Source organism: Methylobacterium sp. NPDC080182, assembly GCF_050281105.1.
GTDB lineage: Bacteria > Pseudomonadota > Alphaproteobacteria > Rhizobiales > Beijerinckiaceae > Methylobacterium.
In genome coordinates this window covers 55,861-74,878 of the sequence record NZ_JBNNWO010000013.1, presented here as the reverse complement: position 1 = coordinate 74,878, position 19,018 = coordinate 55,861, and the positions used below count along the sequence as shown (strand labels likewise).

Genomic DNA, 19,018 nt, shown 5'->3' with positions numbered 1-19,018 from the left:
GGCCCCGACATCCTGCAGGATCGGGTCCCCTGAGGTCCGACAGCGCGCCGGGAGCGCCCGCATGGCCTACGCGACGACGATCGAAGGCACACGCTTCACCTTCCCCGACCTGCGCAGCCTGCTCGCCAAGGCTACGCCGGAGCGCTCGGGCGACCAGCTCGCCGGGCTCTGCGCCGACGGGCCGGTCGAGCGCCTGGCCGCGCAGATCGCCCTCGCCGACCTGCCGCTCAAGACCTTCCTGGCCGAGGAGCTGATCCCCTCGGACCAGGACGAGGTCTCCGACCTCATCGCCCGCCGGCACGACCCGGCGGCCTTCGCGCCGGTCTCATCCCTGACGGTCGGCGCCTTCCGCGAGTGGCTGCTCGCGCCCGCCGCCGACGCGGACGCCCTCACTGCCCTCGCGCCCGGCCTCACGCCCGAGATGGTCGCGGCGGTCTCCAAGATCTGCCGGCTGCAGGACCTCGTCGCGGTGGCCGCCAAGCGGCCGGTGGTGACGCGCTTCCGCTCCACCATCGGCCTGCCCGGGCGCCTCGCCACCCGCAACCAGCCCAACCACCCGACCGACTCCTCCGAGGGCATCCTGCTCTCGGCGCTCGACGGACTGCTGATGGGCTCGGGCGACGCGGTCATCGGCGTCAACCCGGCCACCGATTCCCTGCCGGACTACATCCGCATCGTCGAGCTGCTCGAGACCCTGCGGTTGCGCCTCGACGTGCCGACCCAGCACTGCTGCCTCGGCCACGTCACCGTGGCGATCGAGGCCATGGCCCGCGGCGCGCCCGTCGATCTCGTGTTCCAGTCGGTGGCCGGCTCGCAGAAGGCCAATGCCGGCTTCGGCGTCGACCTCGCCGTCCTGCGCGAGGCCTCGGACGCTGCCCGCGCGCTCGGCCGCTGCCCGGAGGGCGGGCAGCTCATGTACTTCGAGACCGGCCAGGGCTCGGCGCTCTCGGCCGACGCCCACTGGGGCGTCGACCAGCAGACCATGGAGGCGCGCGCCTACGCGGTGGCGCGGGAGTTCGACCCGCTGCTGGTCAACACGGTCGTGGGCTTCATCGGTCCCGAGTACCTCTACGACGGCAAGCAGATCATCCGCGCCGGGCTGGAGGACCACTTCTGCGGGAAGCTGCTCGGCCTGCCGATGGGCGTGGACGTCTGCTACACCAATCACGCCGATGCCGACGGCGAGGACATGGACGCGCTCCTGACCCTGCTGTGCGCGGCCGGGGTCAACTTCGTCATCACGGTGCCGGGGGCGGACGACGTGATGCTGAACTACCAGTCATTGTCGCACCACGACGCGGTCTACGCCCGCGAGACCCTGGGTCGCCGTCCGGCCCCGGAATTCGAGGCGTGGCTGCGGGCCGTGGGCATCACGGACGGGCAGGGCCGGCTGGCCAGCGCGACGGGCGCGCTGCCCCCGGCCCTGGCGGAGGCGTCCCGGCTCCTGCCCGGGCGGGCGGCGTGAGCGGCGAGCCGGCCCGACCGGGCCACCCGACGCTGCGCGACCTGCGCGACCTGCGCGGGCTGACCCAGGCGCGCATCGCGCTCGGCGCGCACGGCGCTGGCCTGCCGACCGGCGCGGCGCTCGCCTTCGGGCTCGACCATGCCCGCGCCCGCGAGGCGGTGTGGACGCCCCTCGACGCGGCCGCGATCCGCGAAGGGCTGCGGGCGCAGGGCCTCGACGCGGTGGAGGTCCGCTCCGCCGTGGCCGACCGGGCGGAGTACCTGCGCCGGCCGGACAGGGGCCGCACCCTCGAACCGGAATCCGGGTCGGTGCTCGACGGGCACGGGCCGGGCTTCGACGTGGCGATCGTGATCGCGGACGGGCTGTCGGCGACGGCGGTCGCGCTGAACGCGGTCCCGGCGGCGGCGGCGCTGGCGGGGCGGGTGCGGCGGGCCGGCTGGCGCCTCGCGCCGGTGGTCGTCGCGAGCCAGGGACGTGTAGCGATCGGCGATCCGATCGGTGCGCGACTCGGGGCGCGCTGCGTCGTGGTTCTGATCGGGGAGCGGCCGGGTCTGTCGGCCTCCGACAGCCTGGGCTGCTACGTCACGTTCGGCCCGGCGCCGGGGCTGCCCGATTCCCGGCGGAACTGCATCTCGAACATCCGGGAGGGCGGCCTGGCGGTCGAGGCGGCCGCCGCGCAGATGGAGGCGCTGCTGCGGGCGATGCTGGCCCAGGGCACCAGCGGCGTCGCGCTGCGCCGGGACGATCCCGCAGACCCGAAGGCGCTGCCGGACGCGCGGGACTGACCGCTCGGACGATCCGGGCGGACGTCACGCGCGCTCCGCGGACGGACTGCAGCCGAACTGGGACCGGTAGCAGCGGGCGAAATGGGCCGCGCTCGTGAAGCCGCAGGCCGTCGCGATCTCCCCGATCCTGAGCGGGCTCTGGCGCAGAAGGCGGCGTCCGTGGGCGAGGCGAATCGCCCTGTACTGGGCCGAGAAGCTGAGCCCGAGCTTGTCGAGGAACAGCCGGTCGAGGTGGCGCGGGCTTATCGCCGCGAGGCGCGCCATGGCGAGGCGGCCGAGCGGCGCCTCCACGGTCTTCTCCATCGTCTCCAGCACCGCCAGCAGAGCCGGATGGTGGATTCCGTATCGCTCGACCGCGGAGGCCCGCTGCGGGTCGTCGGCGGCGCCGATGGCGGTGTGGAGGAACCAGTCGGAGACGCGCCGGGCGAAGGCCTCGCCCATGCGTTCGGCGATCAGGGCGTGGGCCATCTCCAGGGGCGCGACGCCGCCGCCGCAGGTCAGGCGATCGCCGTCGGCGACGTAGCGCGCCCGGCTCAGGCGCGCCTCCGGGAAGGTCTCGACCGTGGCACCGGCATATTCCCAGTGGAGCGTGAACGCGCGATCGGCCAGCAGGCCCGCTTCGGCCATCAGGTAGGGACCGCCCGAGATGCCGCCGATGCGGACGCCGAGCCGGGCCATCCGCCGCAGGGTCGCGTGGATCTCGGGCCTGTCCCACCCGGTCGGCTCGCCGCCCGCGCAGACGAAGAGGGTGTGAAGGTGGCCGCGCTGGCGCGGCAGCGCCTCGGTGGGGACCTCGGCGCCCGACGAGGCGGCCACTGAGCCCTCCGACTCGCCGAAGTAGCGCAGGCGGTAGAGCGGCCGCCCGGCAAGTTCGTTGGCCGCCCGGAACGGCTCGCACCCCGAAGCGAAGGACAGCAGCGCGAAGCCGGGCACGAGGATGAAGCCGATCTCCTGTGGGCGATCCCCGGTCTCCGCCTCCATCTCGCACGCCCCCTCCGTTCCTCGATGGCTCAAACGTGCAGGAAACCGTCCGTTTCAGTCAAACGCCCGCCTCGGCATTGATCATGCTGTGTGCCGTTACCCCGTCCCGCGCGAGATCGCTTCCGGATGCCTCGACCTGCCGATCTTCCTCCGTTCCGCGCCGCCGCGGCGGCCCGTCCCGGAAGCGAGCAGGAGTGTCGGCCGTGAGCCGCCGCTACGACGTCGCCGTGCTGGGTCTCGGCGCGATGGGCAGCGCCGCGCTCTACCAGCTGGCGAAGCGGGGCGCCGCGGTCATCGGGCTCGACCGCTTCGCGCCGCCCCACGCGCTCGGGTCGAGCCACGGCGAGACGCGGATCACCCGTCAGGCGGTCGGTGAGGGCGCCGACTACGTCCCCTTCGTCACCGCCTCGCACCGCATCTGGCGCGAGCTGGAGGCCGAGACGGGCGAGACCCTGCTGAACGCCTGCGGGGCGCTCGTCATGGCCCCGGGCCACGGCGTCTCCTCGCACCACGGCAAACCGGACTTCGTGGGCCGGTCCATTAGCGCCGCGGAGGGCGCCGGCATCGTCCACGAGGAGCTGACAGGGGCGGAGGTGGCCCGCCGCTTCCCGCAATTCCTGAACCTCGCGGGCGACGAGAAGGCCTATTACGAGCCGGGCGGCGGCTACGTGTTCCCGGAGCGCTGCCTCGCGGCGCAGCTCGGCCGCGCGGGTGCCGCGGGCGCCGAGATCCGCACCAACTGCACGGTGGTTGGGCTGCAGCAGGACGGGAGCGGCGTCCGCATCGAGACGGCGGAGGAGACCATCCTGGCCGACCGCGCCGTCGTGGCCGCGGGCGCCTGGACGGCCCCCCTGCTCGGGAGCCCCTTCGACCGGCTCCTGACCGTCCGTCGCCAACTCCTGCACTGGTACGCGCTCGCGGACGAGACCGCCTACGGGCCGCACGCGCCGGTCTTCATCTGGATGTACGGGACGAGCGACACGGAATACCTCTACGGCTTCCCGCCGCTGGACGGGTCCATCAAGGTCGCGACGGAGCAGTACAGCACCACCACCACCGCCGACGGGGTGGAGCGCCGCGTCGATCCGTCGGAATCCGACGACATGTACCGGCTGCGCGTCGCGAACCGGCTGGCCGGCGCGACCCCGGAGGTCGTCCAGGCCGCCGCCTGCGTCTACACGGTGACCCCCGACCGCGGCTTCATCATCGACCGGCATCCCGCGATGGAGCGGGTTCTAGTCGTCTCCGCCTGCTCGGGGCACGGCTTCAAGCACTCGGCCGGCATCGGCGAGGCCGTCGCCGCGGAGCTGGCTGGGACCGGTAGCACCGTCGATCTCAAGCCCTTCGCTCTGGCACGTTTCAGTTGATGCGCCGGCCAATGGCTCGTGGATTGCTTGAAACCATGCCAAGATCCGTCGACCCGAGCAGGAAAGATCCGATGCGTCTCACCGTCCGCACCTTTCTGACCACCGGTGCGCTGGCCGCGCTCGCGGCGTTCTCGGCCGTTGCGCTGCCCGGCCGGGCCACGGCCGCCGACGGCGTCGACGCGATCAAGAAGCGCGGAACGCTGATCGTCGGCGTGAAGGCGGATTACAAGCCGTTCGGCTTCCGCGACCCGAGCGGGACCATCATCGGCCTGGAGCCCGACCTCGCCGCCGACCTCGCCAAGCGGCTCGGCGTGAAGCTCGAGCTCGTGCCGGTCGTCTCGGCCAACCGGATCGAGTTCCTGCAGCAGGGCAAGGTCGATCTGCTGATCGCCACCCTGTCGGACAAGCCGGAGCGCCGCCGCGTGGTGCAGGCGATCGACCCGAACTACTATTCCGACTTCGTGAACGTCCTGCTGCCCAAGTCGTCCGGCATCACCGACTGGGCGCAGCTCAAGGGCAAGCCGCTCTGCGCCACCTCGGGCGCCTGGTACAACAAGGACGTCGCGCGGACCTACGGGGCGGAGATCGTCGCCTTCGACGGGTCCGAGAAGCCGCTCTTCGCGCTCAAGCAGGGCAACTGCATCGGCTACGTCTACGACCAGAGCATGCTGCAGGGTAAGCTGCTCGACGACGACTGGAAGGCCAACTACGCGCTGCCGCTCAAGGGCATCCTCGACGCCCCGTGGATGATGGCGGTGGCGCAGGGCAACACCACGCTCCAGGCCGCGGTCGAGGACGCCACCAAGGACTGGATGAAGACCGGCTTCATTGTCAACGAGGAGAAGAAGTGGGGCATCGAGCCGACCGCTTACTCGAAGGCGATGCACGAGAAGTACAAGAACGCGACCAACTGATGCGGTTCTGCGCGACAACACCGAGCGTTAGCCCGCGATGATCGCCACGATTCAGGCGTGGTTCCAGCAGCTCTACGAGACCACGGGGTTCAACTTCACGGTCTTCTACGATCCCTACGACTGGGACCGGTACGTGGCCGGCCTGCGGATGACGCTGCTCCTCGGGATCAGCACGATCCTGGCGAGCCTCGTCATCGGCGCCGTCGGCGCGCTCCTGCAGAGCGGGCCGTCGCGCGTCTTGCGGGCGCTGGTCAACGGCTTCGTGGTGGTCTTCCGCAACACGCCGCCGCTCGTGCAGATCTTCTTCTTCTATTTCGGCCTCGGGACGCTGCTGCCGGACATCCGCTCAACGGACGGGCTGCGCGCGCCGATCCTCAACAACGTCCAGTGGGCGATCATCTCGCTGTCGCTGTTCGCGGGCGCGTTCAACGTGGAGATCTTCCGCTCCGGCATCGAGGCCGTGCCGCGGACCACGGTCGAGGCCGCCGAGGCTCTGGGCTACACCCGATTCAAGGCCTACCGGTACGTCGTCCTGCCGCTGGCCCTGCGTGTCTGCCTGCCGGCGCTCAACAACAACCTGATCAACCTCCTGAAGACCACCACACTGGCCTACGCCATCGCGGTCCCGGAGACGCTGTACGCGGTCAAGCAGATCTGGTCCGAGTCGCAGAACGTGCTGGAGATGATGCTGGTGCTGCTCGCGACCTACGCGGTCCTCGTCGGCGTGCTCGTCTGGATCATGCACCGCTGGGAACGCGCCCTGCGGATCCCGGGATACGGCCGATGAAAGCTGCCGATCCGCGGGGCGGGCGACCGGGCGACCTGCCGGTGCTGCTGCCCTTCGCGCTCCCGAAGGACGGCGCGGCGGCGCGCCTGCGCCCGGCCCATCTCTGGCTGCTCACCGCGCTCGCCCTCGTCGCCGTCCCGGCCTGGGCGCAGGGCGGCGCCGCCGCGCTGTCGCCGCTGGAGGTCGTGATCAAGTGGGCACCCCTCCTGCTCACCGGCTTCGCCTTCAACGTCGCGATCTCGCTGATGGCGATGGCGATCGGCACGGTGGCGGGCATCGGGCTCGGGCTGGCCATGCTGGCCGAGGGGCGGATCCTGCCCCGCCTCGCGTGGTGCGCCACGCAGGTCTTCCGCAACGTGCCCTGGCTGGTGCTGCTGTTCTTCGTGATGTTCCTCGTGCCGTTCCAGGTCACCGTGTTCGGCGTCCGCGTGCCGTTGCCCGACTGGGTGAAGGCGACCTTCGGCTTCAGCCTGCCAGTCATGGCCAACGTCGCCGAGATCGTCCGCGGCGCGGTGCGCTCGGTGCCCAACACCCAGTGGGAGGCCGCCGAATCCCTGGCCTTCACCCGGCGCCAGACGATGTGGCGCATCATCCTGCCCCAGTGCGCGAAGCGCATGCTGCCGCCCTGGATGAACGTCTACTCGCTCATCGCGATGGCGACCGTGCAGGCCTCCATCGTCGGCGTCACCGAGATGCTGACGCTGACCGCGCAGGTGCACGCCGCCGAGGGCGGCCGCCCCGAGCTGTTCGCGCCGCTCTACGGCTTCGCGCTGCTCTGCTTCTTCCTCTACTGCTACCCGATCGACCGGTTCACCGCCGCCCTGGAACGCCGCTTCGAGACCCGCTGAGACCATGACGCGCGCGACCCTGGCCGCCACCCCGTCCCCGAGCTGGACCCCCGATCAGCCGATCGTCCGCGTCGTCGACGTGCACAAATCCTTCGGGACGTTCGAGGTGCTGAAGGGGATCAGCTTCGACGTCCGCAAGGGCGAGGTCGTCTGCATTATCGGTCCCTCGGGCTCGGGCAAGTCGACGCTGATCCGCTGCGTCAACGCCCTGGTGCCGGTGAGCGCGGGCTCGATCCAGGTCGAGGGGATCGAGGTGACCGATCCGCGGCTCGACAAGCTGGCGCTGCGCCGCAAGGTCGGCATGGTGTTCCAGCAGTACAACCTGTTCCCGCATAAGACCGCGCTGCAGAACGTGATGATGGCCCCCATCCACGTCCTCGGGCAGGAGAAGCGCGAGGTCGAGGCCCGGGCGCGGGCACTCCTCGCCAAGGTCCGGCTGGCCGGCAAGGAGAACGCCTATCCGGGCGAGTTGTCGGGCGGCCAGCAGCAGCGCGTGGCCATCGCCCGCTCGCTGGCGATGCGGCCCGACGTGATGCTGTTCGACGAGGTCACCGCCGCCCTCGATCCGGAGACGGTCAAGGAGGTGCTGGTGACGATCCGGGAACTCGCCGAGGAGGGCATGACCTGCATGCTCGTCACGCACGAGATGAACTTCGCCCGCGACGTCGCCGACCACATCTACTTCACCGACCGCGGCGTGATCGTCGAGCACGGGCCGCCCGCGACCTTCTTCGCCTCCGCCCAGGACGAGCGCACGCGCCGGTTCCTGTCGCAGGTGCTCTGAGCCCGCCGGGGTCAGGGCCGCGTCAGCGCGGCGCGGCCTCCCGCGCCACGATGTGGTCGGCGATCGCCCCGGCGGTGGTGAGCCAGATGGCGTCGCGGCGGTCTGCGATGTGCCGGAGCGCCTGCCGCAGGGGCCGCAGCCGGTGCGGGCGCCCGACGATGTAGGGATGGAGCGCGATGCCCATCACCAGCGGCGCGCCCCGAGACTGCTCCAGCATTTCTTCGAAGGCGTCGACGATGGCTTCGGCGAACTGGCGGCCCGTCTCCTTGCGGGCGACGATCGCGGGGATGTCGTTGAGTTCCTGCGGGTAGGGCACCGTCAGGATGCGGCCGCCGCCGCGGGTCTTGAACCAGGTCGGCTGGTCGTCGTGGTCCCAGTCGAGCAGGTAGCGGTACCCGGCCTCGGCGAGGAGATCGGGCGTCACCCGCGACTGCGAGATCCACGGCCCGAGCCACCCGGCGGGGGGGCGGCCCTCCCGCGCGGCGATCTCGCGGGTCGTCTCGGCGATCAGGGCCCGCTCCGCGTCCTCGTCGAGGGTACCCTGCCGCTCGGCGTTGGTGCGTCCGTGGCCGACGATTTCGTCGCCCCGCGCCCGGAACGCCTCGATCAGCCCGGGGCAGTCCCGGTAGAGGTTGCTGTTGACGAGCACGCTCGCCGGCATCGCCAGAGCGTCCAGCATCTCGGCGATCCGCCACGCGCCGACCCGGTTGCCCCAGTCGCGCCACGCGTAATTGAGCACGTCCGGCTGCGGGCCGCCGGGCGCCAGCTCGGCACCCAGGCCCTCGCCGAACGCGAAGGTCTCGAGGTTCAGCCCGACATAGACGGCCAGCCGCTTACCCTCCGGCCAGTCGTAGACCGGGCGGTCGGGGAGGGCGCTGTAGCCGTAGCGACCGTGTCCGGCATTCGTGTCCATCAGAGCCCCCGTTACGCCGCACCGAGATAGGCTGCTTCCAGCCCCTTGTCCGCCGACAGCTCCGCGGCGGTTCCGCGCGCGACGACCCGGCCCTGCTCCAGCACGTAGCCGCGGTCGGCGACCGTGAGGGCCAGCGCCGCCATCTGGTCCACGATCAGGATGGTGACGCCCTCGTCGCGCAGCTCGGCCACGGTGGCGTAGAGGGCGTTGATCATCGCTGGCGCGAGGCCGAGCGACGGCTCGTCGAGGAGCAGGATGCGCGGGTGCGCCATCAACCCGCGGGCGATGGCCAGCATCTGCTGCTCGCCGCCGGAGAGCAGGCCCGCCCGGCTCGCCGCCCGGTCGCGCAGCCGCGGGAACCGGTCGAGCAGGCGCTCCACCTCGGCGGGGTCGATCGGCGACCCGCGCCCGAAGGCGCCGAGGCGGATGTTCTCGACGACGGTGAGCTCCGGGAAGACCTGCCGCCCCTCCGGCACCAGGACGAGGCCGCCGCGGGCGATCCGGTGGGCGGGCAGCGCGTCGACGCGCCGGTCGTCGAACACGACCGATCCCGCGACCGGGCGCAGCAGTCCCGCCAGCGCCCGCATGGCCGTGGACTTGCCGGCCCCGTTCGCGCCCAGAAGCGCGACGGTCTCGCCGGGCCGCACGTCGAGATGGACGCCGTCGAGGACGGGCGCGGCGCCGTAGCCGGCGGTCAGGTCGAGGACCGAGAGGACGGCGTCCGCCGGTCCCTGCCACGGCGCGCTCCGCGGCCGGGCCGGGGTGTCGGCGCCGCCGAGATACGCGCGCAGCACCGCCGGGTCGCGTCGAATCTCAGCGGGCGTGCCGCGCGCGATCGGGCGGCCGGCATCCATGACGAGGATGTGGTCGGAGATGCCCATCACCAGCGGCATGTCGTGCTCGACCAGCACCACCGCGACGCCGCTGTCGGCGATCCGGCGGATCAGCCGGGCCAGCCGGTCGGTGTCGGCCCGCGACAGGCCGGCGGCGGGCTCGTCGAGGAGCAGCACCGCGGGGCTGCCGGCGAGCGCCCGGGCGATCTCCACGAGCCGCCGGTCGACGTGGGGCAGCTCGGCGGCCGGGCGGTCGAGGGCGCCCCGGTAGCCGACGAAGGCGAGGAGCGCGGCGGCCGTCGCGCGGTCCCGCGCCCGCGCGCGGCGCCAGAGCCGGCCCGGCGCGAGACCGAGGGCGACGTTGTCGGCCACCGGCAGCGAGCCGAACAGGCGCGTGGTCTGGTAGGTGCGCGCGATGCCGGCACGGGCGACGACGTGGGCCGGCCGCCCGGCGAGGTCGCGCCCGCCCAGCCGGATCGCCCCGGCGCTCGGGCGGTAGAAGCCCGAGACCATGTTGAGCACGGTGGTCTTGCCGGCCCCGTTCGGGCCGATCACGCTGGTGACGGCCGCCGGCCGCGCCGTGAGGTCGACGCCGTCCGCCGCCGTGATGCCGCCGAAGCGGATGCCGAGGCCCTCGAGGACAAGGGCCTCGCGCGCCGCCGTGCCGGGCAGCGGTACCTCCCCGCTCTCCGGAGCGGCCGCCTCGTCGCGGCCTCGGGGCAGCAGCCGGGCGAGGCTGCCGACCAGCCCCGAGGGCACCAGCCACAGCACCGCCAGGGTCGCGACGCCGAAGAACAGCAGGCGGTACTCGGCGAGGCCGGACAGCGCCTCCGGCAGCAGCACGGTGACGAGGGCCCCGAAGAGCGGGCCGAGCACCGTGCCGGCGCCGCCGACGATCACCGAGAGGACGAACAGGATCGACTGCGAGAACGGGAACGAGCTCGGCGCGATGAACAGCATCAGCGGCGGCAGGATCGCGCCCGCGAGGCCGGTCAGGGCGGCGGAGATCGTGAAGGCCAGGGTCTTCACCCGGACCGGGTCGAAGCCGAGAGCCGCCGCGGCGACGTCGGCGTCGCGCACGGCGCGCATCGCCCGGCCGAGGCGGCTGCGGGCGAGGAGGTCGAACCCGGCGAGGCTCGCCCCGGCGGCGAGCACCGCCAGCACCGCGAGGCCGGCCGGCGAGAGCGGCTCGCCGAGGAGGCTCGGCGCGTCGGTGACGACGAGGCCGTTCTGGCCGCCGGTCAGCTCGCCGCCCTCGATCAGCCCGTGCTCGACGATGAAGCCGAAGGCGATCGTCAGCATGGCGAGGTAGGGGCCCTTCACCCGCATCGCCGGCACTGCCACGAGGCCGCCGACGAGCGCCGCGATCAGGGCCGCCGCCGGGAGCGCCAGCCAGAAGCTGACGCCGTGGAGCGTCAGGATCGCGCTCGCGTAGGCGCCGATCGCGTAGAAGCCGGCTTGGCCGAAGGAGATCAGCCCCGTCAGGCCGAGGAGCACGTTGAGGCCGACGCCCGCGACCGTGGTCAGCGCCACGAGGGCGATCACGAAGTGGCTGTAGCCGGCGGTCAGCGCCACGAGGCCGAGCGCGGCGGCGGTGAGGCCGGCGATGCCGAGCCGCATCGCCGGGCCTGAGCGCAGGTACGGCATCGCGTCAGACCTTGTTGACCGCGGCGCGGCCGAGCAGGCCGTCGGGGCGCAGGGTGAGGGCCAGGATGATCACCGAGAACACCACGAGCTGCGTGTAGGTCGAGCCCAGGGTCGCGGTGACGCCGGCCTCGACGAGGCCGTAGAGCAGCCCCGCCAGGATCACCCCGGTGGCGGAACCGATGCCGCCGAGGATCGCGACCGCGAAGGCCTTGATGCCGAACAGCGTGCCGAGCTCGGCCGAGACCGAGAACAGCGGCGCGATCAGCAGGCCCGCGATGCCGGCGAGCACCGCCGAGAGCGCGAAGGCGCAGGCCACGGTGCGGCGCACGTCGATCCCCATCAGCCGGGCGGCGTCGGCGTTCTGCGCCACGGCGAGCAGCACGCGGCCGAGATCGGTCTTCCGGAACACCGTGCGGATCGCGAAGGCGAGCGCGATCCCGACCACCGGGATCACGAGCTGCAGCGGGTAGATGCCGGTCCCGAGGATCTCCACCGGCTTCGTCGCCAGCGGGGACGGCAGGCTGCGCGGCTCCTTGCCGAAGGTGAACAGCACGGTGTTGTCGAGGACGATGCCACCCGCCACCGTCGCCAGGAGCCACGCGTCCGAGCCGCGCGCCACGAACGGGCGGACCAGCGCCCGCTCGACCACGAGGCCGAACAGGGCGCAGCCGGCGAGCGCCAGGACGATCGCCGCCGGCATCGGCCAGCCCAGGGTGACGCCGAGCGCGTAGGCCAGGACCGCGCCCAGGGTGACGACGCTGCCCTGCGCGAAGTTCACGGTCCCCGACACCGCGTAGGTCACGTGGAAGCCCAGGGCCACGAGCCCGTACATGCTGCCGAGGCCGAGGCCGCTGACGAGGATGGAGGTCAGCATCGCCGGGCTCAGTTGGTCACCGCGACGATCTCACCGTCCTTGAAGCGGGTGAACACGTAGTCGTTCGGGCCGAGCGCGTCGTGCTGGCCGGGGGCGAAGGGCGTGGCGTAGGTTTTGATCAGGCCCGGATAGGTGCCGATCTTGTAGAAGCCGTCGCGGACCTTCGGGCCCTCGGTGGAGCCGGCGGCCTGGATGGCGAGCGCCAGCAGGTGCGTCGCGTCGTAGGCGTTGGCGATGCCGACGGCGGGGGTGACGTCGGCCATCGACTTGATCGCCGGGTACTTGGCCTTGAGCGCGTCGAGCACCGCGCCCGCCTTCGGCGACGCGTTGCCCGCGAAGGTGAAGGTCTGGATGAAATGGACCTTGCCGGCGCTCGGGCCGGCGAGCTCGTCGAAGCGGCCGCCCGCCGGGCCCCAGTGCGAGACGACCGGCACCGACCAGCCCATCCGGTCCAGCGACTTCACCACCTGGGCCGAGGGGCCGACATTGCCGACGAGGAACAGCGCGTCGGCCCCGGCCTCCTTCAGCCGGGACAGCTGGGGCACCATGTCGACGTCGTTGGCCTCGTACTTCTCGATGCCCGCCGCCGGGAGGTTAGCCGCCTGCAGGGCGTCCTTGAGGCCCTTCTGGTTCGACTCGCCCCAGGCGTTGTTGACGAGGATCATGCCGGGCTTCTTCGCCCCGTAGGTCTTCACCGCGTAGGCGACGAGCGCCTCGTCGACGAGGGCGTCGACCGCGGAGACGCGGAAGGCGTAGTTGTCGGCGGCGCCGTTGCGGGTGATGCCGGTGCCGGCCGCCCAGGGGCCGATGAACGGCACCTTCATCTGGTTGGCGATCGGCACGATCGCCATCGAGACCGGCGTGTCGAGGCCGCCGACCACCGCGACGACGCCGACCCGCTGGATCAGCTCGCGGGTCGCCAGCACGCCCTTGGACGGGTTGGCCTCGTCGTCCCGGGCCACGAGCTCGAGCGGGCGCCCGAGGACGCCGCCCTTGGCGTTGATCTCGTCGATGGCGAGGCCGATCCCGCGGGAGATCGCCTCGCCGGATTTCGCGGACTGGCCGCTCAGGGCGGTCACGAGCCCGATCTTGACGGTGTCGGCACCTTGCGCCGTCGAGACGGCGAGGCCGAGCAGCGCGCTCGTCGTCACCGCGAAGCGGCGCAGGGTCGGGGGCAGGAAGGAGGCCATGGCGTGTCTCCGAGGGCGGGGCGCAGCCTGCTTTGCGCAACCTCCATGCCACCAGGAATTGGCCGCTTCGGCCGCTGTACAGACCGGTGCCTGTATCCTCGGAGGCAAGCTGTGCTCAATCTGGCGTCAAAGTGCATACACTTCCTGCATGCACGGGCCAGCCTTTTGCGGCACGTTGGGCCGACAGGAGGCCTGCCATGACCGACATGACCCACGATGCGGCGACCGCCCGCGACGCCGCCAACGTCACCGCCTATCTCGAGGCCTCGATGGTGCCCGATCCCGAGACGGCCGCGCGCTACATGGCGCCGGGCACCCGCATCGTGTTCACCGGGGCGCGGGTCTTCAATCATCCGTCCGAGGTCACGGCCTTCAACGCGGGCCGCTACGCCTGGGTGAAGAAGCGGATGGAGCGGCTGGACGTGGTGCCGGGCGACGGCGTCACCACGGTCTACAGCCTCGGCACCCTGTACGGCGCGTGGCCGGACGGCACGCCCTTCGAGGGCAACCGCTACGTCGACCGCTTCACCGTGCGCGACGGGCTGATCGTCGGCATGGAGGTCTGGAACGACAGCGCCGAGCGCCTGCTGACGAAGCACGGCCTGACGGCCTGACGCGGCGGGCTCAGGCCCCGCCGCCCGCGACGTAGGGCGCCAGCAGGCGTGCCAGATCGCGCTCGCGCGGGGCCGGGGGCACGATCCGCGCCCGGTCGGCGACCGCGTCGAGGTGGTGGTCCATGAGCGCGGCGGCGCGCTCGGCATCGCCCGAGACCAGGGCGGCGACGATGTCGCGGTGCTCGCTCACCGCGCAGTCCGAGGAATGCGGCCGGCTGTAGAGGGACAGGATCAGGGCGCAGCGATAGCCGAGTTCCGCGACGTACCGGATCAGCACGGCGCTGCCGGTCATCTCGGCGAGCATCAGGTGGAACTCCGTGGCGAGCCGGATCGACAGCGCCTCGGGGCCGCCCCGTGCGGCCTCCTCGCGCGCGATCTGGTCCAGCAGGACCTGACGCTGCTCCGCGCTGAGCCGCCCGGCGAGGCGGCGGACCACGAGCCGCTCCAGGCCGAGGCGCACGTCGAAGGTGTCGCGCGCCTCCTCCCAGCTCGGCGTCGCCACGACGGCGATGCGGTTGCGGCGCAGATCGACCAAGCCTTCCCCGGCCAGCCGCAGCAGGGCCTGCCGGGCGATGGTGCGGCTCACCCCGAACCGCTCGCCGAGGGCGTCCTCCGGCAGCCGGTCGCCGGGGGCGAGCGCCCGTTCCACGATGGCCCGCCTCAGGGCCTGGCAGATCGCCCCGACGCGATCGCCCTCGTCGCCCGCCTTCATGGACGGCGTCCGGACTCTGTCGCCCGTGTCCGTGCGGATTGATCCGTCATGATCCTCTCTCGACGCGATCCGGCGCCCCGCATCCGGTCCCGTGCCGGCTGGGCTCTTCGCAGACCTGGGACCCGAGGTGCAACGGTCGCGCCAGCGTCGTCGGTGACCGTCCGCCGTGCGCGAACTCCGCCGATCGCGCTTCCATCCGCGTCCGTGGGCGTCCCGTGCGGGACCGGCGCGACCGCTTCCGACAAAGTCGCCGCCACGGACGTGTCGCAGCTCCAGTCCAGCAACCTGTTCGGTACCCAGATCAGCCGGGAGGATGGAGCCACTTTCTGGTTGAGAAATTTTGTAGCCACTGTTTCTATAAGTAGAATAGTGGTCACGATGTTCTTTTTTGAAGCTCAATCAAGATGAAGGATTGACATGCGAAAATTGATATACAACTCTCATGAGGTGCGTTTAGAGGGAGAATGGCAGGTATGCTACCTGAGGTTGGTGTCGATGCGGGAGAATTTTCTGACTCGTCCTTGAGAAATTCAATCAAGATCGTCTGCGCCTACGTGATCCGGAATCCGGTATCCCCTGTCCAACTCTGTGAGATTTTAGCCAGTACGTACGAAATGCTTAGCCAGATCAGCGCGGGACCGGCGCGCGCGGTCGCGACGCCCGAGGCCGCCACCGCGCGGGAGATCCGCGCGTCCATCCAGGCCGAGGGCCTGATCAGCTTCATCGACGGCAGGTCCTACAAGACGCTCAAGCGTCACCTGACGGCTTACGGGCTGACACCGGAGGAGTATCGCGCCAAGTACGGGCTGCCGCGCGACTATCCGATGGTGGCTCCGGGTTACGCCGCCAAGCGCTCGGAGATCGCGCGATCGCTGCAGCTGCGACACAGGGCGGGATAGGCCCTCTCGCCCGCGTCCGAATTGGGCCGCCGGGATACGCGCGGTCAGGCGGGGATCGGGCGACCCGGATCGATCACGGAGTCCGGCCAGGGATTCTGCCCGTCGCTCAGCCAGCGCAGCGTGTCGGCCCAGAATCCGCCGCTCCTGCGCGCGTGGAACAGGCCGACATGGCCGGGCGCCTCCGCGCCGATCGCGGACGGGGTCAGCTGTACCTGGATGCGCGGGCTCGACACGTAGTAGCCGAGGCCCCGGCGGATCGCCGCCGGCGTGGCGAACGGGTCGTCCGGCGTACCGACCGCCAGGATCGGGGCGCGGACGGCGGCGAAGCGGGCGAGGAGGGCCGGGCGCTCGGCGGCCGGGTAGCTCGCCTCCATGCGCCGCCCGCGGAATGCCCACTCGTAGGCCACGCCGGCCGGCAGATCCTCGAGCCATCCGAGCCGACGGCCGGGAAAGTAGCCGACGGCGGCGGTCACGCACGGCATCAGCAGGTGCCACTTCGCGATCATGCTGAGCCTGTCGCGGGCGCGATAATCGCGGCGATAGGCGAATTGCGCGCCGACGGTGAGGATTCGGTCCACCGCGCCCTCGGCCTCGGCGAAGCCGGGGAGGAAGCCGCCGATGCTGTGACCGACGACCGTCAGCGGCCCCGCCTCGCGCTGCCGAATCCATCGGACGGCGGCGTCGAAGTCGAGCTCGCCCCAGTCCCGCCAGCGGATGCCGGATCCCCTCAGGCGCGCGGGCCGCGAGTCGCCGATGCCGCGGTAATCGTAGGTGAGCACGACGAAGCCCCGCTCGGCCAGGAACCGCGCGTAGGCGTGGTAGTAGCGCGCGCGGACGCCGGTCGCGGGATTGACGACGATCGTGCCCCGGCCCGGTGGCCGGTTCGCCTCGGGCCGCCAGAGATGACCGCGGAGCCGGTAGCCGTCGCGGCAGGCGATCGCCACGGGTCGCGCGTCGACACCGGCGGTCGCGGCGGGCGCGTGGCGGACGGGCGTCATCGGACCCCCTCGGCGGTGGCCGCCGGGACCGGACGATCGTCGATCGGGAGGTGGAGGAGCGCGGCGACCAGGCCCGCGAGGGCCGTGGCGAGCCAGACCCCATCGTAGGAACCGGAGACCTCCAGAACCACGCCCCCCAGCCACGCCCCGAGGAACGAGCCGATCTGGTGGCTGAGGAAGACGATCCCGAACAGCGTCCCGAGGTGACGGATCCCGAAGACCCGCGCCACCAGGCCGCTCGTCAGCGGGACCGTGCCCAGCCAGGTCAGGCCCATCACGGCCGCGAATGCGAGGACGACAGCCTCGGATTTCGGCGCGACGAGGAAGGTGCCGATCGCGGCGGCGCGGATGAGGTAGAGCCAGACCAGGACGTGCTGCGGCCGGTACCGGCCTCCGAGCCAGCCGCACCCCCAGCTCCCGGCCATGTTGAACAGGCCGATCAGCGCCAGCGCGGTCGCGCCCAGGCCCGCCGGCATGTGGCAGAGGGCGAGGTACCCCGGAAGGTGGGTCGCGATGAAGGCGAGCTGGAAGCCGCAGGTGAAGAAGCCGAGCGTCAGCAGCCGGTAGCCCGGGTGCCGCCACGCCCGCAGGAGCGCCTCGGACAGGCTGCCGGCCGCCGAAGAGCCGTCGGGCACGCCGGCGCGGGGCGCGCGGTCGAGCGCGACACCGAGCGGCGCGAGCGCGACGATGATCGCCGCGAGCGCGAGGAGCCCCGCGCTCACGCCCGCGACCGCGGTCACGGACTGCGCGAACGGGACGAGCAGCACCTGGCCGAGCGAGCCGCCGGCGCTCGCGAGGCCCAGAGCCGCGCTGCGACGCTCCGGTGCGGAGGCGCGACCGACCGCGGTCAGGACGACGCCGAAGCTGGTGCAGCTGATCCCGATCCCGACCAGCAGCCCCAGGCCGAGCAGCAGCGTCGGCGCCGTCGGCGCGAGCGCCGTCAGGACGAGGCCACCCGCGTAGACCAGTGCGCCGAGGGCGACGACCGGCGCGGCCCCGTAGCGGTCCGCCGCCGCGCCCGCGAAGGGCTGCGCGAAGCCCCAGACGAGGTTGTGCAGGGCGATGGCGAGGGCGGTCGTCGCCACCGGGATGCCGGTCTCGAGGGAGAAGGGCCCGAGGAACAGCCCGAAGGTCTGCCGGATGCCCATCGCGCCGCTCAGAACCAGGCCGGCCGCGACCGCCACCGGCACCACCGGCAACCCGCCCCGTCGCCCTGCGCGCGCGCGCGCGATCGTTGCCATCGCGGTCTCCGTTGGCTGTCGCCTTCGCGGAGACGCTCGCAGCCGGCGGCCGGCGCGACAAACGAGAAGATTTCCACGGGCAGTGAACGCCGCTCACGGGCGGGGCGCGCCGTCCCGGTCCGGTCGGGCCCTCAGGCGGTGCCGGTCGGGAAGCGCCGCTTCTGCTCGGCCGCGAACCGGCGCGCCTCTGCCAGCAGCCAGGTCCGGAACAGGTCGGGCTCCGGCCGGTCGTCGTCGCCCTCGGCGCTCACGAGCCAGTGGGAGGTCGCCGCCGGGACGGCGGGGCCGACCCCGACGAGCGTACCCTCCCGCAGCTCCCGGTCCATGAGCGCCCCCCGGCCGAGGGCGATGCCGAGGCTCGCGGCAGCGGCCTGGAGCGCCATCGCGAACGTGTCGACGTGCAGGGTGTCGGCCGAGGCCAGCTCCACCGCCCCCGACGCGTCGCTCCAGGCCTGCCAGTCCTCGGTCGCGGAGGTGACGTGGATCGTCGTCGCGCGCCGGAGGTCGAGGGCGCCGTCCGGACCGGTGACGGCCCCGCGCTGGGCCGGGCTGCAGACGGGGAGCAGCCAATCCTCGAACAGGCGGACGCTGCGGTGGCGCGGAGTCGGAACCCGGCCGAGACGGAGGGCGAAGTCGAAGCCGTCGATCGGGAAGCCGACCTGCCGGTGGGAGGTGTCGATCCGGATCGCGATCTGCGGGTGGCGGCTGCGAAAGGCCGGGAGCCGGGGCAGCAGCCACCGCGTCGCCAGGGTCGGTGCGCAGCTGATGGCCAGGGTCCTGCCCGACCGCGGCGTGGGCAGGCGGCGCGTGCCGATCAGGATGAGGGACAGCGCCTCGGACACGTAGGTCAGGTACTCGGCCCCCTCGCGCGTCAGCGCCAGCCGGCCCGGCTCCCGGACGAACAGCTTGACGCCCAGCGCCTTCTCGAGGCCGACGATCCCGTGGCTCACGGCGCTCGGCGTCAGGTTCAGTTCGGACGCCGCGCGGGCGAAGCTGAGATGGCGGCCGGCCGCTTCGAAGAGCCTGAGCGTGGAGAGGGGAGGCGTGCGGGGCCGCATGGGATCGTCGGGGTGAGCCTGCCGGTCGCCGGGGCAGCGACGTCGTCGTCCGACGGGGAAGCTAGCCCGGATGGTGTCGCGTGCCCAAGGCTGTGCGCGAGTTGGGCC

18 protein-coding genes are annotated in these 19,018 nt (G+C 72.1%); 9 read left to right on the top strand and 9 right to left on the bottom strand.

The window, feature by feature from the left end:
* Positions 1-61 precede the first annotated feature (61 nt).
* Together ACQKQD_RS22155 and eutC are read left to right on the top strand one after the other, a co-directional pair.
* A complete protein-coding gene (locus ACQKQD_RS22155) occupies positions 62-1,465 on the top strand; it encodes an ethanolamine ammonia-lyase subunit EutB (RefSeq protein ID WP_427509572.1) in 1,404 nt (467 codons plus the stop codon).
* Positions 1,462-2,250, top strand: coding sequence for an ethanolamine ammonia-lyase subunit EutC (eutC, locus tag ACQKQD_RS22150; RefSeq protein ID WP_427509571.1), 789 nt, complete (start codon positions 1,462-1,464; stop codon positions 2,248-2,250). The genes ACQKQD_RS22155 and eutC overlap by 4 nt, the downstream gene beginning before the upstream one ends.
* Before the next feature lie 24 nt (positions 2,251-2,274).
* Here the strand turns inward: eutC and ACQKQD_RS22145 are convergent, their stop codons facing one another.
* Positions 2,275-3,231 (bottom strand): GlxA family transcriptional regulator, encoded by a 957-nt coding sequence (locus ACQKQD_RS22145; protein WP_056533280.1) that lies wholly within the window; start codon positions 3,229-3,231, stop codon positions 2,275-2,277.
* Positions 3,232-3,425: 194 nt separating this feature from the next.
* Between ACQKQD_RS22145 and solA the strand changes: the two genes are divergently transcribed.
* The 5 genes from solA to ACQKQD_RS22120 all read left to right on the top strand — a co-directional run bounded on the left by solA (position 3,426) and on the right by ACQKQD_RS22120 (position 7,931).
* Positions 3,426-4,598: an N-methyl-L-tryptophan oxidase gene (solA, locus tag ACQKQD_RS22140; protein WP_427509570.1), complete on the top strand. Its 1,173-nt coding sequence runs from the start codon at positions 3,426-3,428 to the stop codon at positions 4,596-4,598.
* 71 nt (positions 4,599-4,669) lie between these two features.
* The gene (locus ACQKQD_RS22135) at positions 4,670-5,512 is read left to right on the top strand and encodes a transporter substrate-binding domain-containing protein (protein ID WP_427509569.1); all 843 of its coding nucleotides are present in this window, start codon (positions 4,670-4,672) and stop codon (positions 5,510-5,512) included.
* Between the two features lie 37 nt (positions 5,513-5,549).
* Positions 5,550-6,299 (top strand): amino acid ABC transporter permease, encoded by a 750-nt coding sequence (locus ACQKQD_RS22130; protein WP_427509568.1) that lies wholly within the window; start codon positions 5,550-5,552, stop codon positions 6,297-6,299.
* On the top strand, positions 6,296-7,147 hold the full coding sequence (locus ACQKQD_RS22125) for an amino acid ABC transporter permease (protein ID WP_427509567.1): 852 nt from the start codon (positions 6,296-6,298) through the stop codon (positions 7,145-7,147). The genes ACQKQD_RS22130 and ACQKQD_RS22125 overlap by 4 nt, the downstream gene beginning before the upstream one ends.
* Before the next feature lie 4 nt (positions 7,148-7,151).
* Complete coding sequence (locus tag ACQKQD_RS22120) at positions 7,152-7,931, top strand: amino acid ABC transporter ATP-binding protein (RefSeq protein ID WP_042674771.1); 780 nt, start codon at positions 7,152-7,154, stop codon at positions 7,929-7,931.
* Between the two features lie 22 nt (positions 7,932-7,953).
* Here ACQKQD_RS22120 and ACQKQD_RS22115 read toward each other — a convergent pair whose 3' ends face one another.
* From ACQKQD_RS22115 to ACQKQD_RS22100, 4 genes are read right to left on the bottom strand one after another with little or no spacing between them, the layout of a single operon-like run.
* Complete coding sequence (locus ACQKQD_RS22115) at positions 7,954-8,844, bottom strand: polysaccharide deacetylase family protein (protein ID WP_020093114.1); 891 nt, start codon at positions 8,842-8,844, stop codon at positions 7,954-7,956.
* An 11-nt stretch (positions 8,845-8,855) separates the two neighbouring features.
* Positions 8,856-11,324: an ATP-binding cassette domain-containing protein gene (locus ACQKQD_RS22110; RefSeq protein WP_427509566.1), complete on the bottom strand. Its 2,469-nt coding sequence runs from the start codon at positions 11,322-11,324 to the stop codon at positions 8,856-8,858.
* 4 nt (positions 11,325-11,328) lie between these two features.
* Positions 11,329-12,198, bottom strand: a complete 870-nt coding sequence (locus ACQKQD_RS22105; RefSeq protein WP_020093116.1) for a branched-chain amino acid ABC transporter permease — start codon at positions 12,196-12,198, stop codon at positions 11,329-11,331.
* A gap of 8 nt (positions 12,199-12,206) precedes the next feature.
* Entirely contained in the window at positions 12,207-13,388 is a 1,182-nt protein-coding gene (locus ACQKQD_RS22100; RefSeq protein ID WP_427509565.1) for an ABC transporter substrate-binding protein, read from the bottom strand.
* A gap of 197 nt (positions 13,389-13,585) precedes the next feature.
* Between ACQKQD_RS22100 and ACQKQD_RS22095 the strand changes: the two genes are divergently transcribed.
* Positions 13,586-14,002: a nuclear transport factor 2 family protein gene (locus ACQKQD_RS22095; RefSeq protein WP_020093118.1), complete on the top strand. Its 417-nt coding sequence runs from the start codon at positions 13,586-13,588 to the stop codon at positions 14,000-14,002.
* A 10-nt stretch (positions 14,003-14,012) separates the two neighbouring features.
* Here ACQKQD_RS22095 and ACQKQD_RS22090 read toward each other — a convergent pair whose 3' ends face one another.
* Positions 14,013-14,714: a GntR family transcriptional regulator gene (locus tag ACQKQD_RS22090; RefSeq protein ID WP_020093119.1), complete on the bottom strand. Its 702-nt coding sequence runs from the start codon at positions 14,712-14,714 to the stop codon at positions 14,013-14,015.
* A gap of 473 nt (positions 14,715-15,187) precedes the next feature.
* On the opposite strand from ACQKQD_RS22090, the gene ACQKQD_RS22085 reads away from it, so the two are divergent.
* Positions 15,188-15,613: a MucR family transcriptional regulator gene (locus tag ACQKQD_RS22085; RefSeq protein WP_091680592.1), complete on the top strand. Its 426-nt coding sequence runs from the start codon at positions 15,188-15,190 to the stop codon at positions 15,611-15,613.
* A gap of 44 nt (positions 15,614-15,657) precedes the next feature.
* On the opposite strand, the gene ACQKQD_RS22080 is transcribed toward ACQKQD_RS22085, so the two are convergent.
* The 3 genes from ACQKQD_RS22080 to ACQKQD_RS22070 form a co-directional block, all read right to left on the bottom strand.
* Positions 15,658-16,611 carry an alpha/beta hydrolase family protein gene (locus tag ACQKQD_RS22080; protein ID WP_427509564.1) on the bottom strand — a complete coding sequence of 318 codons (954 nt, stop codon included), beginning with the start codon at positions 16,609-16,611 and terminating at the stop codon, positions 15,658-15,660.
* Positions 16,608-17,852, bottom strand: coding sequence for an MFS transporter (locus ACQKQD_RS22075; protein WP_427509563.1), 1,245 nt, complete (start codon positions 17,850-17,852; stop codon positions 16,608-16,610). Before ACQKQD_RS22075 ends, ACQKQD_RS22080 begins: the two co-directional genes overlap by 4 nt.
* Positions 17,853-17,983: 131 nt before the next feature.
* The gene (locus ACQKQD_RS22070; protein ID WP_427509562.1) at positions 17,984-18,910 is read right to left on the bottom strand and encodes a LysR substrate-binding domain-containing protein; all 927 of its coding nucleotides are present in this window, start codon (positions 18,908-18,910) and stop codon (positions 17,984-17,986) included.
* Between the last annotated feature and the right edge of the window lie 108 nt (positions 18,911-19,018).

Excerpts from the sequence above, each read along its gene's own strand:
- ACQKQD_RS22155 (WP_427509572.1), top strand. The coding sequence starts at position 62 with ATGGCCTACGCGACGACGATCGAAGGCACACGCTTCACCTTCCCCGAC.
- ACQKQD_RS22145 (WP_056533280.1), bottom strand. The coding sequence starts at position 3,231 with ATGGAGGCGGAGACCGGGGATCGCCCACAGGAGATCGGCTTCATCCTC.
- ACQKQD_RS22135 (WP_427509569.1), top strand. The coding sequence starts at position 4,670 with ATGCGTCTCACCGTCCGCACCTTTCTGACCACCGGTGCGCTGGCCGCG.
- ACQKQD_RS22130 (WP_427509568.1), top strand. The coding sequence starts at position 5,550 with ATGATCGCCACGATTCAGGCGTGGTTCCAGCAGCTCTACGAGACCACG.
- ACQKQD_RS22125 (WP_427509567.1), top strand. The coding sequence starts at position 6,296 with ATGAAAGCTGCCGATCCGCGGGGCGGGCGACCGGGCGACCTGCCGGTG.
- ACQKQD_RS22120 (WP_042674771.1), top strand. The coding sequence starts at position 7,152 with ATGACGCGCGCGACCCTGGCCGCCACCCCGTCCCCGAGCTGGACCCCC.
- ACQKQD_RS22115 (WP_020093114.1), bottom strand. The coding sequence starts at position 8,844 with ATGGACACGAATGCCGGACACGGTCGCTACGGCTACAGCGCCCTCCCC.
- ACQKQD_RS22110 (WP_427509566.1), bottom strand. The coding sequence starts at position 11,324 with ATGCCGTACCTGCGCTCAGGCCCGGCGATGCGGCTCGGCATCGCCGGC.
- ACQKQD_RS22105 (WP_020093116.1), bottom strand. The coding sequence starts at position 12,198 with ATGCTGACCTCCATCCTCGTCAGCGGCCTCGGCCTCGGCAGCATGTAC.
- ACQKQD_RS22100 (WP_427509565.1), bottom strand. The coding sequence starts at position 13,388 with ATGGCCTCCTTCCTGCCCCCGACCCTGCGCCGCTTCGCGGTGACGACG.
- ACQKQD_RS22095 (WP_020093118.1), top strand. The coding sequence starts at position 13,586 with ATGACCGACATGACCCACGATGCGGCGACCGCCCGCGACGCCGCCAAC.
- ACQKQD_RS22090 (WP_020093119.1), bottom strand. The coding sequence starts at position 14,714 with ATGAAGGCGGGCGACGAGGGCGATCGCGTCGGGGCGATCTGCCAGGCC.
- ACQKQD_RS22085 (WP_091680592.1), top strand. The coding sequence starts at position 15,188 with ATGCTACCTGAGGTTGGTGTCGATGCGGGAGAATTTTCTGACTCGTCC.
- ACQKQD_RS22080 (WP_427509564.1), bottom strand. The coding sequence starts at position 16,611 with ATGACGCCCGTCCGCCACGCGCCCGCCGCGACCGCCGGTGTCGACGCG.
- ACQKQD_RS22075 (WP_427509563.1), bottom strand. The coding sequence starts at position 17,852 with ATGGCAACGATCGCGCGCGCGCGCGCAGGGCGACGGGGCGGGTTGCCG.
- ACQKQD_RS22070 (WP_427509562.1), bottom strand. The coding sequence starts at position 18,910 with ATGCGGCCCCGCACGCCTCCCCTCTCCACGCTCAGGCTCTTCGAAGCG.